At 59.4% G+C, this 13,252-nt stretch carries 13 protein-coding genes and 1 pseudogene; 10 read left to right on the top strand and 4 right to left on the bottom strand.

What is annotated here, in order from left to right:
• Positions 1 to 124: 124 nt before the first annotated feature.
• The 4 genes from GUY40_RS27620 (at position 125) to GUY40_RS27605 (ending at position 4,017) form a co-directional block, all read left to right on the top strand.
• Positions 125 to 445, top strand: coding sequence for a hypothetical protein (locus tag GUY40_RS27620; protein ID WP_166572075.1), 321 nt, complete (start codon positions 125 to 127; stop codon positions 443 to 445).
• A gap of 450 nt (positions 446 to 895) precedes the next feature.
• Positions 896 to 2,248: a KGGVGR-motif variant AAA ATPase gene (locus tag GUY40_RS27615; protein WP_166572074.1), complete on the top strand. Its 1,353-nt coding sequence runs from the start codon at positions 896 to 898 to the stop codon at positions 2,246 to 2,248.
• 3 nt (positions 2,249 to 2,251) lie between these two features.
• Positions 2,252 to 3,727, top strand: coding sequence for a hypothetical protein (locus tag GUY40_RS27610; protein ID WP_166572073.1), 1,476 nt, complete (start codon positions 2,252 to 2,254; stop codon positions 3,725 to 3,727).
• 14 nt (positions 3,728 to 3,741) lie between these two features.
• Positions 3,742 to 4,017: a hypothetical protein gene (locus GUY40_RS27605; RefSeq protein ID WP_166572072.1), complete on the top strand. Its 276-nt coding sequence runs from the start codon at positions 3,742 to 3,744 to the stop codon at positions 4,015 to 4,017.
• A gap of 228 nt (positions 4,018 to 4,245) precedes the next feature.
• Here GUY40_RS27605 and GUY40_RS27600 read toward each other — a convergent pair whose 3' ends face one another.
• From GUY40_RS27600 to GUY40_RS27590, 3 genes are all read right to left on the bottom strand, one after another.
• A complete protein-coding gene (locus GUY40_RS27600) occupies positions 4,246 to 4,902 on the bottom strand; it encodes a serine protease (RefSeq protein WP_371924974.1) in 657 nt (218 codons plus the stop codon).
• Positions 4,903 to 5,252: 350 nt separating this feature from the next.
• On the bottom strand, positions 5,253 to 6,116 hold the full coding sequence (locus GUY40_RS27595) for a VacJ family lipoprotein (RefSeq protein WP_371924973.1): 864 nt from the start codon (positions 6,114 to 6,116) through the stop codon (positions 5,253 to 5,255).
• Positions 6,109 to 7,407: a serine/threonine protein kinase gene (locus GUY40_RS27590; RefSeq protein WP_166572071.1), complete on the bottom strand. Its 1,299-nt coding sequence runs from the start codon at positions 7,405 to 7,407 to the stop codon at positions 6,109 to 6,111. Before GUY40_RS27590 ends, GUY40_RS27595 begins: the two co-directional genes overlap by 8 nt.
• 225 nt (positions 7,408 to 7,632) lie before the next feature.
• Between GUY40_RS27590 and GUY40_RS27585 the strand changes: the two genes are divergently transcribed.
• The 4 genes and pseudogenes from GUY40_RS27585 to GUY40_RS27570 form a co-directional block, all read left to right on the top strand.
• Positions 7,633 to 7,989 (top strand): hypothetical protein, encoded by a 357-nt coding sequence (locus GUY40_RS27585; RefSeq protein ID WP_166572070.1) that lies wholly within the window; start codon positions 7,633 to 7,635, stop codon positions 7,987 to 7,989.
• A gap of 581 nt (positions 7,990 to 8,570) precedes the next feature.
• Positions 8,571 to 9,017, top strand: a complete 447-nt coding sequence (locus GUY40_RS27580; RefSeq protein ID WP_166572069.1) for a transposase — start codon at positions 8,571 to 8,573, stop codon at positions 9,015 to 9,017.
• Between the two features lie 132 nt (positions 9,018 to 9,149).
• A complete protein-coding gene (locus GUY40_RS27575) occupies positions 9,150 to 10,106 on the top strand; it encodes an ImmA/IrrE family metallo-endopeptidase (RefSeq protein WP_166572068.1) in 957 nt (318 codons plus the stop codon).
• Between the two features lie 9 nt (positions 10,107 to 10,115).
• A pseudogene (locus GUY40_RS27570) lies at positions 10,116 to 10,271 on the top strand (DUF4411 family protein); the annotation flags it as partial.
• Positions 10,272 to 10,402: 131 nt separating this feature from the next.
• Here the strand turns inward: GUY40_RS27570 and GUY40_RS27565 are convergent.
• A complete protein-coding gene (locus GUY40_RS27565) occupies positions 10,403 to 11,950 on the bottom strand; it encodes a beta (1-6) glucans synthase (RefSeq protein ID WP_166572066.1) in 1,548 nt (515 codons plus the stop codon).
• A gap of 85 nt (positions 11,951 to 12,035) precedes the next feature.
• Here GUY40_RS27565 and GUY40_RS27560 point away from each other — a divergent pair, with 85 nt between their 5' ends.
• Both GUY40_RS27560 and GUY40_RS27555 read left to right on the top strand, forming a co-directional pair.
• The gene (locus GUY40_RS27560; protein WP_166572065.1) at positions 12,036 to 12,263 is read left to right on the top strand and encodes a hypothetical protein; all 228 of its coding nucleotides are present in this window, start codon (positions 12,036 to 12,038) and stop codon (positions 12,261 to 12,263) included.
• A gap of 20 nt (positions 12,264 to 12,283) precedes the next feature.
• Entirely contained in the window at positions 12,284 to 13,132 is an 849-nt protein-coding gene (locus tag GUY40_RS27555; RefSeq protein WP_166572064.1) for a glycine betaine ABC transporter substrate-binding protein, read from the top strand.
• The last annotated feature ends 120 nt before the right edge of the window (positions 13,133 to 13,252 follow it).

Below are 13,252 nucleotides of genomic sequence, written 5' to 3'. Positions count from 1 at the left end.
GCGGCCAGGTCCGCTCCTACAAGGGTTGCGTCGTTCAGTTACTTAACTGACGGGCATTGGGGCAAGCCCGGCTCCTACATCTAGATCAAAAGCACCGCGCGCAATTTCGGGCAGGAATGGCGGCGTGAAAGCAAAGCTTGCTCGCGATGCAGGCGACGCGGTGTATCAGTGGGACTGCGGTGATGCCATCGCGGGCAAGCCTTGCTCCCACAAAAATCCAAAGCACTCCGCGCTGGAGCGACAGGAATGGAGATCGGCGTGGGCAAAGCTTGCTCGCGATGCAGGCGACGCGGTGTATCAGTGGGACCGCGGTGATGCCATCGCGGGCAAGCCTTGCTCCGGCAAAAATCAAAAGCACTCCGCGCTGGAGCGACAGGAATGGAGCGGCGAAGGCCTTCCCTCAGTAATATTGCGTTGCGGCCCACGGTGGCTTTCAAAGCGCTGAACATTGTAAGGTGCGCTTCATTTTGTCTGGGCGAGAAAGGAATCGCGATGGCTTATTCTGCGGATATGAAGGCGGCCGCACGGGCATCTTGAAGCGGCCAATACGCTGGATGGCACTTCACGCAGAGACGTTGCCGGCTACCTCTATGGCATCGCTGCCGAATGCGCGGTGAAGGCGCTCATGCAGCAGTGTGGTATTCCGACCACCGCTGCGGGTACAAGAGACCCTTACTTCTCCCATTTCCCTGAGTTGAAGACGTTGCTGCGCGATAGGCTGACGGGGCGAAATACCACGGACCTGCGACGCTTTATCGAGCGAGACCATTTCTTTTCGGAATGGGACATCACCATGCGCTATAGCAAGGGAAGCCAAATACCGACGCTTGCTTGATAAGTGGAAGTCGCAAGCCGTAGATGTCGTCGGTTCTATCGATACGTGAGGAGTCATCACATGCGCGCTTATTTCGACGACAGCCTGGAGCGTTTGGTTTCGGTGGTTTGCGATCAACTCGGCGAAACCGCATTGGCTGAAGGTGTGGTATTGCGTGACACCACAGGGCGTCTGGCTTTTTTCAGTGCAGACAGTTTGACGCCAGAAGCCGTGGCCCAGCTGACGACTGCACTCGAAGAGGCGCTGGGGGCCTACGCTCGAACTGATCGATTGGTGGCGGATAAAACCGAGTATGGCGTTGCAAGCCTGCTGACGGACACTACCCTCATCACCTTCAAGGTCAGCGGCCACCTTATCCGTATGATTGATCGCCGTCTGGTCGGGGCTGACTGGTTGCGCAGGCCTTCGGAGCAGGCTTCACCCCCGCCACGCTTTGTATTTTCGAGTATCAAGGGCGGCGTCGGGCGCTCCACGGCGCTCTCGGTTGTTGCTGCCGATCTGGCCGCCAGAGGCCTTAAGGTCCTGGTGGTTGATCTTGATATCGAAGCCCCGGGGCTTGGCGCCATATTGCTGGATGACAGCACGCTGCCTGAATTCGGTTTGCTGGACGCTTTGGTCGAGAACGGCCTGGCCCCCCTGGACGAAACATTTTTGGCAGACATGATCGGCCCTTCGCCGCTGGCTGGTAATCATGGGCGAATCGACGTCATGCCTGTGCTGGGGCGGCGCTCGTTGTCGAACCCTGCCGATGTGCTGGCCAAGATTGCCCGGGCATATGCCGAAGATATCAATGAGCAAGGCGAGGCCATTTCGGTTCTGGATCAGATTTGTGCGTTGATCGACAGGTTCTCTGACCCTCGTCGGTACGATGTGATTTTGGTGGATGCACGCGCCGGGTTGCACGAAACCACTGCCGGTGCGTTGCTGGGGTTGGGCGCTGAGGTATTTTTGTTCGGTCTGGATGAACCGCAGACTTATCAAGGTTTCAAGATTCTGTTGTCTCATATCGCACGGTTGAATGGTGGCATTCAACAGTCTGGATGGTTCAACCGGTTAACCATCGTGCAAGGCAAGGCACCCGCCGATTCAGAGCTTCGTCAGCAGTTTGTCGAGGGTTGTCAAAACCTCATGCTCGGTCTTGGCCTGGCGGCTGATCGTATGGCGAGTGTGGATCAGCCGGACGCACTCAGCAGTTTCGATGATCTGGAATGGAACGATGATCTCCCGGACCAGGCGGTGTTGCCAGCCGAAGAGCCGACGTACCTGGAGCCGATCGCTGTCCTCGATGACTCACGTTATAAAAGCTTCAACCCACAAGCCCGGCGGGATTTAATTGAAAAAAGTCTTTATTCCTCTTCCTATCAGCCATTACTGGACAAGGTTATCGCCAGTCTGCCCGTATACCTGGATTGAATAATGGATCTCACTCACGATGATTTTCGCGCTATCCGCAGTGCTATCGCTGCATTGCCCGGCGATCTGTCCAATGATGCGGTCGGCGCCCATGTGGCCAAGATCGAAGACGTCTTCGCTCCGGAAAAGCATGCGGTAGCACTGGACCCAGAGATTCCTATCGTGGTGGGCTCGCGTGGAAGCGGCAAGAGCTTCTGGTCCAGCATATTGGGGCAATCCGCTACCTTGAAGGAGGCGGCAATTGCTTACCCGAAGCTGGGGTTGGCCGATCTGCTGGTTCATTTTGGTTACACCGGGGTTGGCGGGCTCGGTGGCATATCCCAGGAAGCCATCGATCAGTACGTGCCTGATGAGGCGACGTTGAAGCAAGCCAAGGATTTTTGGTGGGCAACCATTCTGAGCGCCGCAGCCCAGTCGGCAGGGGAGGCCAGAAGCCGGCCCGGCACGTTTATCAAGGCTGGTCTGGATTGGGAGGAGCGAGAAGACCTGCTGATTGGTCACCAACAGCGCCTCGAAGGAGAGGGCAAGACGTTACTGATTGTTTATGACGCACTGGACACCGTGGCACGGACTTGGCCACGCCGACGTTTGCTGACCGAGGCATTGCTTGAGGTGGTTTGGGCAATGCGTGCCTTTCGTTCGATACGGGTCAAACTGTTTTTGCGGCCGGATCAGATCGAAGACGATGGTTTGCGCTTTGTCGAGCTTCCCAAGCTGCGCACGGGAGCGGTCAGGTTGTCGTGGTCATGGACCGATTTGTACGGCTTGCTTTACTCCAGGCTCGCTTCTTCCACCTTGTCAGACGCTAAAAAGGCGTTCGAAAATCTGTTGCAGGCGCAGGGGCTTGCCAAGCCGGATCGCAAATCGATTCTGACCCGTCGTTGGTCACCTGTTCACAACGAAGGCGACCAGAAACGATTGATGACAGAGCTGGCCGGGCAGTTCAGGGGGACGGGAAGTTATGCCTTCAAGAAGGGCGGCACCTATGAATGGCCTCTGCGGCATACATCCGATGCTCATGCGGAAGTCACGCCCAGGAGCTTTCTGGGGTTGATGAATGCGGCGGCTAAATTCGGAGCGGTTCCGCTCGACAAGGCATTGATGCCCGATGGTATTCGGCACGGTTTACGGGAGGCTTCCAAAACACGGGTTGACCAGCTGCAACTGGAGTTTCCATGGATCAAAAAAGTTTTGGCACCCTTGGCGGGGCTGTTGCTGCCTCAAGACGAAAAGATTGTATATGACGTCTGGAAAAAAGCAGGGACCGTCAAAGCTCTGATTGCTGACGCCGAGCAGCGTCAGTATCTATTGCCGTTCAAAAGCAAAGCGCAGCAAAAGGAAGATGAGATCTTCAGCATGCTGCAGGAGATCGGGGTCATGTTCCGTCGCAATGACGGCCGATTGGATATGCCCGACCTCTTCCGTGTCGCGGCCAAGCTTTTGAAAAAAGGGGCTTTGGCCCCTGCGGGTCAACGGTAGAGGTCTGCTTTGATTTGAAAAAGCCCCACAGGTCGCACGCCGTGGGGCTTTTTTTTATTTTGCCCTGCGTCACCGCGATCTCCTGCCCTACAAGCAAGGCTGACAACCCCAATCTCACAGGCCATGGCACGTTGCAACAAATGTGGGAGCGGATTTATCCGCGAAGCGCCGCGCGGGCGGCGCTCGATTTCAAGAACAGTGGAAAAATCAAGGCAGGCACCTCCCACGGCTCATACGATCTGCTGTCAGGCCTCCTCGCCTCCTCCATCAGAATGCAGAAGGTTGCCTGAGGACCGTATCAAGGCTTCCAAGTGCTTGCCTTGGGTTTTCCGGCGCTGCCGAAATCGCGCGCCGCCCGCGCGGCGCTTCGCGGCGGTCCGGCGCTCCGGTAAATCCGCTCCCACATTTGTTGCAACGAGCCATGGCCTGTGAATTTGGAGTTGTCAGCCTTGTTTGTTCGGCTTTGGATCTGTGTGGTTTCGATGTGGCTATCCCGCAATTGCGCGATGAACCTTTTTTTATTTCACCGCGTACTTCGACCTCTTCGGCATATTCAACTTCGCCTGCAAGATCACCCATTCCCGCTGGATCACCGCATACGGCAAGAACACGCTGATACGCTGCGCATCCTTGATGCCGGGGTGTTTGCTTTGCTCTTCGGCGGTGATGTTGTGGTAGCCGATGTTGATGCCCAGCACGCTGCCGTCGGCCGCAATCACCGGGCCGCCGGACATGCCTTTGATCAGTGGCGCGTCGTGGATGGCGTAGCGGTCGCCGCTGTTGTCGTTGGTGTTGAAGAAGGGCGTGGAATACACCCGGCCTCGGCCGACGGCGCTGGCCAGGTAGGGGCTGGAGCCTGCGGCGGTGATGCTTTCGCCGGGTTTGGGCGCGCGCCAGTTGGGGATGCGGCCGCGGGCTTTGTGTTTGAAGAACACCAGGTCGCAGCCGGTGCTGCACGCGTGTTGCACATAAGTGATGAATGGGATGTGGCCGGCGGTGACGGCGTAGTCTTCGTTCCACTGCACGGCCGAGGCGAGGAAGACGTACGGAAGCGGAAAGCCTGAATGAACCGGGAACCAGGAGTCGCTGGCACTGCCTACAATCTCGGGTTTTACCAGACCGTTGCATCCTGCAGTTAAAGCTCCTAGAAACACGAGGGTCATGATGTTGATCATGAGCGTCACCGTCTTATCAGGAGGAGTTCAAGATGTTGTTATTGGAGTAAAAAGCGCTCTCGTTTGGCGGGCGGAAATGGCCCGTTGGTAGTACTTAAGAAGGGATAAATTTTTGCCGTTTGAACGAATTGTTATAGGGCTGATTACGTTTTATCAGCGGGGGGGCAGGGCGTGCCAACAGGCACTTGAGTGCTTTCTGCGTGGGGTGGGTGTTTTGGCTGAAGGCCTTGTATTTAAAGGCTCAGGAGCCCATAGAGCTCCTGATGTGGCGGGTGTTTCGAAGGGTTTGAAGTTGGCGTCAGGCTATTGTCGCGTTATAGGTGTTGATTGCATTTTTTGATCGCTCGGGTTTATTCGGCGATTTGCAGTTTGCGCGCTTCGGTATACACGTAACGGACTTTTTCATACTCAAACGGTGAGTTCAGTTGCCCGTATTGGAAGCTGGTGGAGTGGCGCCGGTCGACGGCGCGCAGTGCGATGAGTTCGGGGTGGTCGCTGCTCACTTGCGAGACGTTGAGGAAGTTGATCGCCGATTCTGCGCTGAAGTCGACCGCCAGCCCACCGGTGTCGCGCAGGTTGGATGGGCCGAGGATCGGCAGCATCAGGTACGGGCCACCGGGCAGGCCGTAGAAGCCCAGGGTCTGGCCGAAGTCTTCGGCCTGGCGCGGGATGCCCATCATCGCCGCCGGGTCCCAGAGGCCGGCGATGCCGACGGTGGTGTTGAGCAGCAGGCGGACGGTGGTGTCCAGCGAGCGGTGGCCCTTGAGCTGCATCAGGCTGTTGAGCAGGTTGGTGACGTCGCCCAGGTTGTTGAAGAAGTTGCTCACGCCTTTGCGCAGCAGCTCTGGGGTGACGTAGCGGTAGCCGTTGACCACCGGCAGGAACACCCATTGGTCGAAGCGGTAGTTGAAGTGGTACACGCGCCGGTTCCACGACTCCAGCGGGTCGTAGACGTTGAGCGCGGTCAGGCTTGAGCGCTCGAACTCTCGTTGGTCCAGGCCAGGGTTGAATTTGAGTTGCTTGAGCGGGTCGGTGAAGCCATCGGCGCCCACGGTGCGTGGCGGTACTGTTGTCGGTGCCGGTACGTTCACGGCTTCGCCGCCGCGCGATTGTGGCAGTGCCGTGGCGCCCGGGGTGACGGTGTTTTCGGCCAGGGCGCTGCCAGCGCACAACAGGCTTGCGATAAACAGAGAGTAGGTTGACGTCCTAGCCACGAAAAAACTCCAGCATGGCGTCGCTGTTGACGCGGTAGTTGATATTGCCGCAGTGCCCGCCGTACGGGTACAGGGTCAGGCGGTCGCCAAAGGTCTTGCGCAAGAAGCCGATGTCGCCAGGGCCGAGGATCACGTCGTCGGCGTTGTGCATCACGGCGATCTTCTTGCTGGTGTGCAGGTAGTCTTTGAGGGCGTAGAGGCTCACCTGGTCGACCAGTTGCAGCAGGCTGCCGCCGTCGGTGCGGGCGCGCCACATGGGGATGACTTGCTCGGTGATGTAGCAGTCGAAGTCGCACTGCAGCGCGCGCTTGAAGAACGGCGAGAGGCTGGTGCCTTGGGTGATCGGGAACTTGGGCGGGGTGATCAGGCCGCGGCGGTTGATCAGGTCTGAAGTGAAGGCGATGTCGGCTGCCGAGAAGCGGAACGAGGTGCCGATCAGCATGGCCATTTGTTCGTTCGACAGGTGCTGGCGCGACTGTTGGAAGTCGTAGAGCAGGGCGTCGTTGAGGTCGATGTAGCCTTTTTGCTGGAAGTAGCGGGTCAGCTTGGCCAGCACCAGCTCGTAGAAGGTGGTGGTGTTGTCGATGCCCTTGACCTGGGTTTGCACCAGTTTGTCGAGGTTGCTGATCGAGGTGTAGAGGTTGACCGGCGGGTTGAGCAGCAGCACGCGCTTGAAGTTGAAGCTGCGGCGGGTTTCGTCCAGGTGGGCGACAAAGGCCGCGTCCAGGGCGCCGAGGCTGTAGCCGGTCAGGTAGTACTCGCTGACGGGCAGGTTCGGGTGCTGGGCGCGCACCGCTTGCATCACCCGGTAGAGGTCTTCGGCGTCTTCTTTGGTGATGCCGGGGGTGGCGAAGCGCGAGGCGCTGCTGATGAAGTCGAAGCTGGTGGGCGATGACAGCTGCACCACGTGGTAGCCGGCCTTGTAGTAGAGCTTTTTCAGGTATTCGTTGAGGCTGCTGGTGTAGGGCGCGCCGGTGCCGGGGATCAGGAAGATCAGCGGGGCATTGTGGTCTTGCTTGGCCAGGCGATAGCGCAGCTTTTTTACCGCCCAGAAGTTGTCGGGCAGGACGAAGTCGCGTTCGGGGCGCAGGTTGAGGCTGTAGTCGGCCTGGTCGATGTCTTCATCGCGGGGCAATTCCGGGCGCAATTCCGGTGGGGTCGAGGCGATGGTGGCCTCGAAGGGATTGGTGAGCGGAAAGCCGTAGCTGGCGGCATCCACTTCCACCGCCGACACGGATGCACTCAGGATCGAGGCGCCGAGCCAGGCAGCCAGGCGTAGGGTTCGGAGCATGACGGTGTCCCCAAAAAAGGCAATTGCCAAAAGTGATGTACGCAGGCTCAGACCACCCGCGGCACCTCAAAGTGCCCGGCGGCCCTGTATTTAGTGGCCTAAAGGCTCTGGTTTGCCTGTTTGAAGGTAGCAGCTTCTTGACCCGAAGTAGTCGGGTGGAGTGGTTTTGCCTTGCATCGACGGGCGGGATGCTTATGCTGGCCGTTTTGTTGACCGGAGTGCGACATGTCTCGCCGTTTGCCGCTGATTGCCTTGCTTGTGGTGCTGCCGTTGTGGCTGGCGGCGAGCTATGGGTTGCGATATGCCTTGATGGAAGACCCTCAATGGGTCGGCGCCTGCATGGACGCGGCCACGCGCTGGGAATGCCAGGTGCGTTCGGGGCTGGGGTTGATGATTCACTTTCGGGTGATTGCCTGGTCGGGGTTGGTGGCTTCGGTGGTGGCGTTTGTGGCGCCAGGGAAGCTGGGGTGGTGGTTGGCGGTGGTGGCATTGTTGGTGGCGGTGCCGGCGTTGGTGTTGTACAGCGTGAGTTTGGCGGTGTTTGCGGTGGTGATTGCGGGGTTGCGGTTGGTTCGGCGTTGAGGGGTGTCAGGTAGATTTTGGGGGCCGCTGCGCGGCCCATCGCGGCCGGGTCCGCTCCTACAAATTCTGGGCCCGGCCGGTATTTTGTATTTCAAACTCGAATCGGCCGGCCGGGTCGGTCGTTTGTGGTTGAACACGGATCGTGTAGGAGCGGACCTGGCCGCGATGGGCTGCACAGCAGCCCCAACATTCAAAAGGCCACCGAAATCTCCAGCCAAACATCTCCCGAATAGCCATCTGCCAGCCTGTCTGCGACTGCTTCGGTGTTGAGGGGTGTCAGGTAGATTTTGGGGCCGCTGCGCGGCCCATCGCGGCCGGGTCCGCTCCTACAGATTCTGGGCCCGGTCGGTATTTTGTATTTCAAATTCGAACACGAATTAACCGGGCGGGTCGGTGTTGTTGTGGTTGAACACGGACTATGTAGGAGCGGCGGTCCGGCGTTCCGGCCTGGCCGCGATGGGCTGCGCAGCAGCCCCAACATTCAAAAGGCCACCGAAATCTCCAGCCAAACATTCCCCGAACAGCCACCCACCTCCCTGTCTACCGTATGAAGTCTCATCGTTTTTCGAGTCTTCCCATCTATGCACGCTTCCCGACTACGCACTGGCCGCTACAGCGAGACAGGCAGAGTCTATTTTGTGACCACAACCACCGAGCGACGCACCCCCATCTTCACCGACTTCGCTTTGGGCCGGCTTGTGGTCTCTCAGTTCAGGACGGCTCAGGAGCAAGGTCGTGCCGAGTCACTGGCGTGGGTCGTGATGCCCGATCATTTCCACTGGTTATTGAGCTTGGAGTCGGGTTCGTTGTCTGACTTGGTTGGAAAGGTCAAGGCTTGCAGTGCTCGGGCGATAAATGCCAAACGCCGGATTAATGGAGCCGTTTGGCAGCATGGTTTTCATGATCGAGCGGTGCGGGCAGAAGAGGATCTGTTGGCTATCGCGCGCTATGTGGTTGCTAATCCATTGCGAGGGAAATTGGTTGAGCGACTGGGGGATTATCCGCTTTGGGATGCGGTGTGGATTTGAAGCGGGGGCCAGTATCCGCTACGTCGATGTTGTTCCAGCTCATTTCAGCCGGATTGACGCTGCCAGGTCCCCCGTCTAGTTTACCTACACCCGCCGATAGCCGTTTCCAATACTGTGGTCCACACTTCCCCCATGAGCCAAGCAGCCCTTGTTAACCCTGCCATCCTGTCCTGGTCTCGCCAGCGCGCCGGGCTGTCGACCGAGGATGTCGCCAGAAAGCTGCCCGTCAAGCCGGGGCGAGTGAAGGAATGGGAGGCCGGGCAGAGCCAGCCGACGTTCAAGCAAGCTCAGCACTGGGCTTCCATTGCCCACGTTCCGTTCGGATTTCTCTTCCTCAAAGAGCCACCTGTTGAGCAGCTGCCGCTTCCGGATTTGCGCACGTTAGATGGCGTCTATCCCGGCGCAGCGCGCCTCAAATATGACGAATATATGCGCGCACTGATAGAGGCTGCGGAGTCGGCCGGCATTCTGGTCATGCGCAGCGGCGTAGCCTTGGGCAACACCCACCGAAAGCTGGATGTTGGCGAGTTTCGTGGGTTTGCGGTCAGTCATGCGATCGCGCCCGTGGTGTTCATCAACAGCGCTGATGCCGATACAGCACGCTTGTTCACACTCATTCATGAGCTGGCGCATATCTGGATGGGTAGCAGCGGTATTTCCGACGGCGGCACGCCAATGGGGCGCAGTGAAGAGGTGTTTTGCAATGCCGTAGCGGGTGAGTTTCTTGTGCCTGAGGCGCAGTTCCACAAGGTCTGGAATGCTGATATTGATTGGCAAGAAAACTTGCCGCCCTTAGCGAGCCGCTTCCATGTCAGCACGCTGGTCATTGGCCGGCGTGCTCGTGATCTTGGGTATATCACCACTGAGCAATACGGCGCTTATTACCAACAGGTGCTTAAGGCGTTTCAAGAAAGGGTAGGCGCGGGCGGCAGTTATTACCGCACCGCCGTTGCCAAGAACAGCGCCCGTTTCAGCAGGGCGGTGTTGGCGCAAACCATGAGCGGCCGGATGCTGCTACGCGATGCGGGCAAATTGCTCGGAGTGCAGCCGGCTAACCTTCAGACCTATGCCAGAAAACTAATGGAATGAAGCACCTACTCGACCGGTCCAGCGGTGGTGACCCATGAGGTGCTCAACCTGGAGACCAAGCGCAAGTTCATCATTCCGAACGTGTGTGAGATGTTTGGTGTTCGGTATATGAACACTTTTGAATTGCTTAACAAATTGGAAGCGAGGTTTGTTTTGCCGGCTTAGCATTGGGGCCGCTTCGCGGCCCATCGCGGCCAGGTCCGCTCCTACACGATCTGTATATCGGTCTGGCCGAGGAACTGTAGGAGCGGACCTGGCCGCGATGGGCCGTGAAACGGCCCCGGCAATCTCAACCCTTACCGCACCCGCAAGCTGCGCCACAGCGCCGCCACCATCAACACACTCACCCCCGCCCAACCCCAGGCCTGCATATTCTCAAGCCCCTCGCGAAACAGCTGCGGTGCAATCCCGGCGCCGATGATAAACGTCAGCAACGCCACCTCAGCCCGCGGCACGCGCACCGGGCGGACCAGGTAGACCACCGCCGGCAGCAACAACGCCACACTCGGGAAGCTGCGGTAGCGCGGGTCGAATACCAGCGCCAGCATCATCACGGCACCGGCAAAGCCCGCCGCCGCCAACCACCAGCCAGCGCGTGCCTCAAGCCAGGCAAAGGCCCGCCCGCGCCAGCCCTGGCGGGCACTCAACGCCAGCGCGCCATGCGCCAGCACCAGCAGGTTCAAGCCCACCAGCAGCAACGCCCACAACCATTCACCGGCAAAGCGGCTGGTGATACGCGTCAGCTCACCCCACAGCCCCAAACTCCCCGCACCCAGCGCTGCCAGCAGCGGCAACGCCAGCGCAGCGCGGGTGCTGCGCACGGGGCCGGCGAAGATCAACGTGGTGATAAACAGCGCGCCACACGCCGCCAGCCATTGCGGCCAAAACGCCAGATTCGAAACCGGCCCCTCCAGCACGCCCTTGTCCTGGCGGTCGGCGTCATACAGGCCCCAGTAACCGCCCACCGCACCTTCGCTGGCGCGCTTCCACGGTTGGTCGAAGGCTTCGATCAGGTTGTAATGCCAGCCGTGCTGTTCAGCCATGGCGACAAACCCACGGATAAACCGCGCCTCGTTCACCGGGCTCGGCAGGGCGGTCTCGCGCTGGCGGCCTTCGCTCGGCCAACCGGTTTCGCCAATCACAATGTCCTTGGGCGCAAAGCGGGTGCCGAACACCTGGCGAATCTCGCCCACATGGGCCAGGGCGTCGTCGATGCTCTTGGGGTCATCTTCCCAGTACGGCAGCAGGTGAATGGTCAAAAAGTCCACCACCGGCGCCACTTCCGGGTATTGCAGCCAGAACTCCCAGACGTCCGCATACGTCACCGGCTGCTCGATCTCGTTTTTCACCTGCTCGATCAGCTTGGCCAGCTGGGCACCGGTGACTTCCTTGCGCAACAGCGTTTCGTTGCCGACGATCACCGAGGTGACGATGTCCCGGTTGGCATTGGCTGAGGCGATCAGCGCCGTGACTTCCTTGGCGGTGTCCACCGGGTTGGCGTTGACCCAGGCGCCCAGCATCAGCTTCAAGCCGTGCTTGCGGGCCAGCGCGGGGATCTCTTCAAGGCCGGTCATGGAATAGGTGCGAATGCACTCGAAGCGTTGGGACAGCAGCGCCAAATCCGCGTCGACGCGCTCCGGGCGCAGCTTGAAGGGTTGGTCGAACGGCGATTGGTCCTTGTCGAACGGCGTGTAAGACGCGCATTGCAGCTTGTGCGAGGCGCTGGCGGCGTCCGGCAACACCACCGGTTTACCCAGCCCATACCACACGCCAGAAAGGGCGAGCAGGCCAAGCAGGCAGGCGAACAGGTAAGGCACAACGGGGAAGCGCGCGGTCGTAGGCATGGATCAGGCCGTGTAGGAACAAAGCCGCCAATACTACCTGCAAATGCCCCGGCCTTGAGCATTGGCATGCAAAGTTCGGGCGGACGTGTGGACAGCCCCGGCACTGATTGGCCTTGCTGGCGATGTGACGTCGTTTCTCGATGTTTCGAGGTCGCTGCCAGAGCAGGGCGCGGGGCTTTCGGGGTTGATGATCTGTGCCATCAGTACTCCGCTGGTGATCGGGCAGGGTTTGGCAGTGGGCGTGATGGAGGCGCCGTGCACCAGAACAACACGCGATGTGCCAGGCAGCCGCCTGGCACCGCACTTTCCGTGAAGTGACGAGGGGATGCCTGGATGAAAATGCGACGACTCCTGGGGGCGGGCACTGCGCTGGTACTGGCGATGAGCGCAGCAACGGCCTCAGCCAAAGAAGTGAGCATCGGTTACGTGGATGGCTGGTCCGACAGTGTCGCCACCACCCATGTGGCGGCTGAAGTGATCAAGCAAAAGCTCAACTACGACGTGAAACTGCAAGCGGTGGCGGCCGGCATCATGTGGCAGGGCGTGGCAACCGGCAAACTCGACGCCATCCTCTCGGCTTGGCTGCCAGTCACCCACGGTGAATACTGGGCCAAGAACAAGGACAAAGTGGTCGACTACGGCCCCAACTTCAAAGACGCCAAAATCGGCCTGATCGTGCCGGAGTACGTCAAGGCCAACTCCATCCAGGACCTCGCCAGCGACACCACCTTCAAGAACAAAATCGTCGGCATCGATGCCGGCTCCGGTGTGATGATCAAGACCCAGCAAGCCATCAAGGATTACGACCTCAGCAGCTACAAACTGCAACCGAGCTCCGGCGCGGGGATGATCGCCGAGCTGACCCGTGCGGAGAAAAAGAACGAGTCCATCGCCGTGACTGGCTGGGTGCCGCATTGGATGTTCGCCAAGTGGAAACTGCGCTTTTTGGAAGACCCGAAAGGCGTGTACGGCGCGGCTGAAACCGTCAACAGCATCGGCAGCAAGGAGCTCGACACCAAGGCGCCTGAAGTGGCGGCCTTCCTGAAGAAATTCTCGTGGAAAGACAAAGACGAGATCGGTGAAGTGATGCTCGCGATCCAGGACGGTGCCAAGCCTGAAGCGGCGGCCAAAAATTGGGTGGCCAAGCACCCGGAGCGCGTGGCTGAGTGGACGGGTAAATAACGACTAGCACACCATCCTGTAGGAGCGGACCTGGCCGCGATGGGCTGCGCAGCAGCCCCAAAATGTCTGAGCCAGTGCAATCTGGGGGCCGCGGCGCGCCCCATCGCGGCCAGGTCCGCT

The sequence above is a fragment of the Pseudomonas sp. R5(2019) genome (assembly GCF_009905435.1).
Taxonomy (GTDB): Bacteria; Pseudomonadota; Gammaproteobacteria; order Pseudomonadales; family Pseudomonadaceae; genus Aquipseudomonas.
This window is presented reverse-complemented; position numbering and strand designations above follow the sequence as displayed.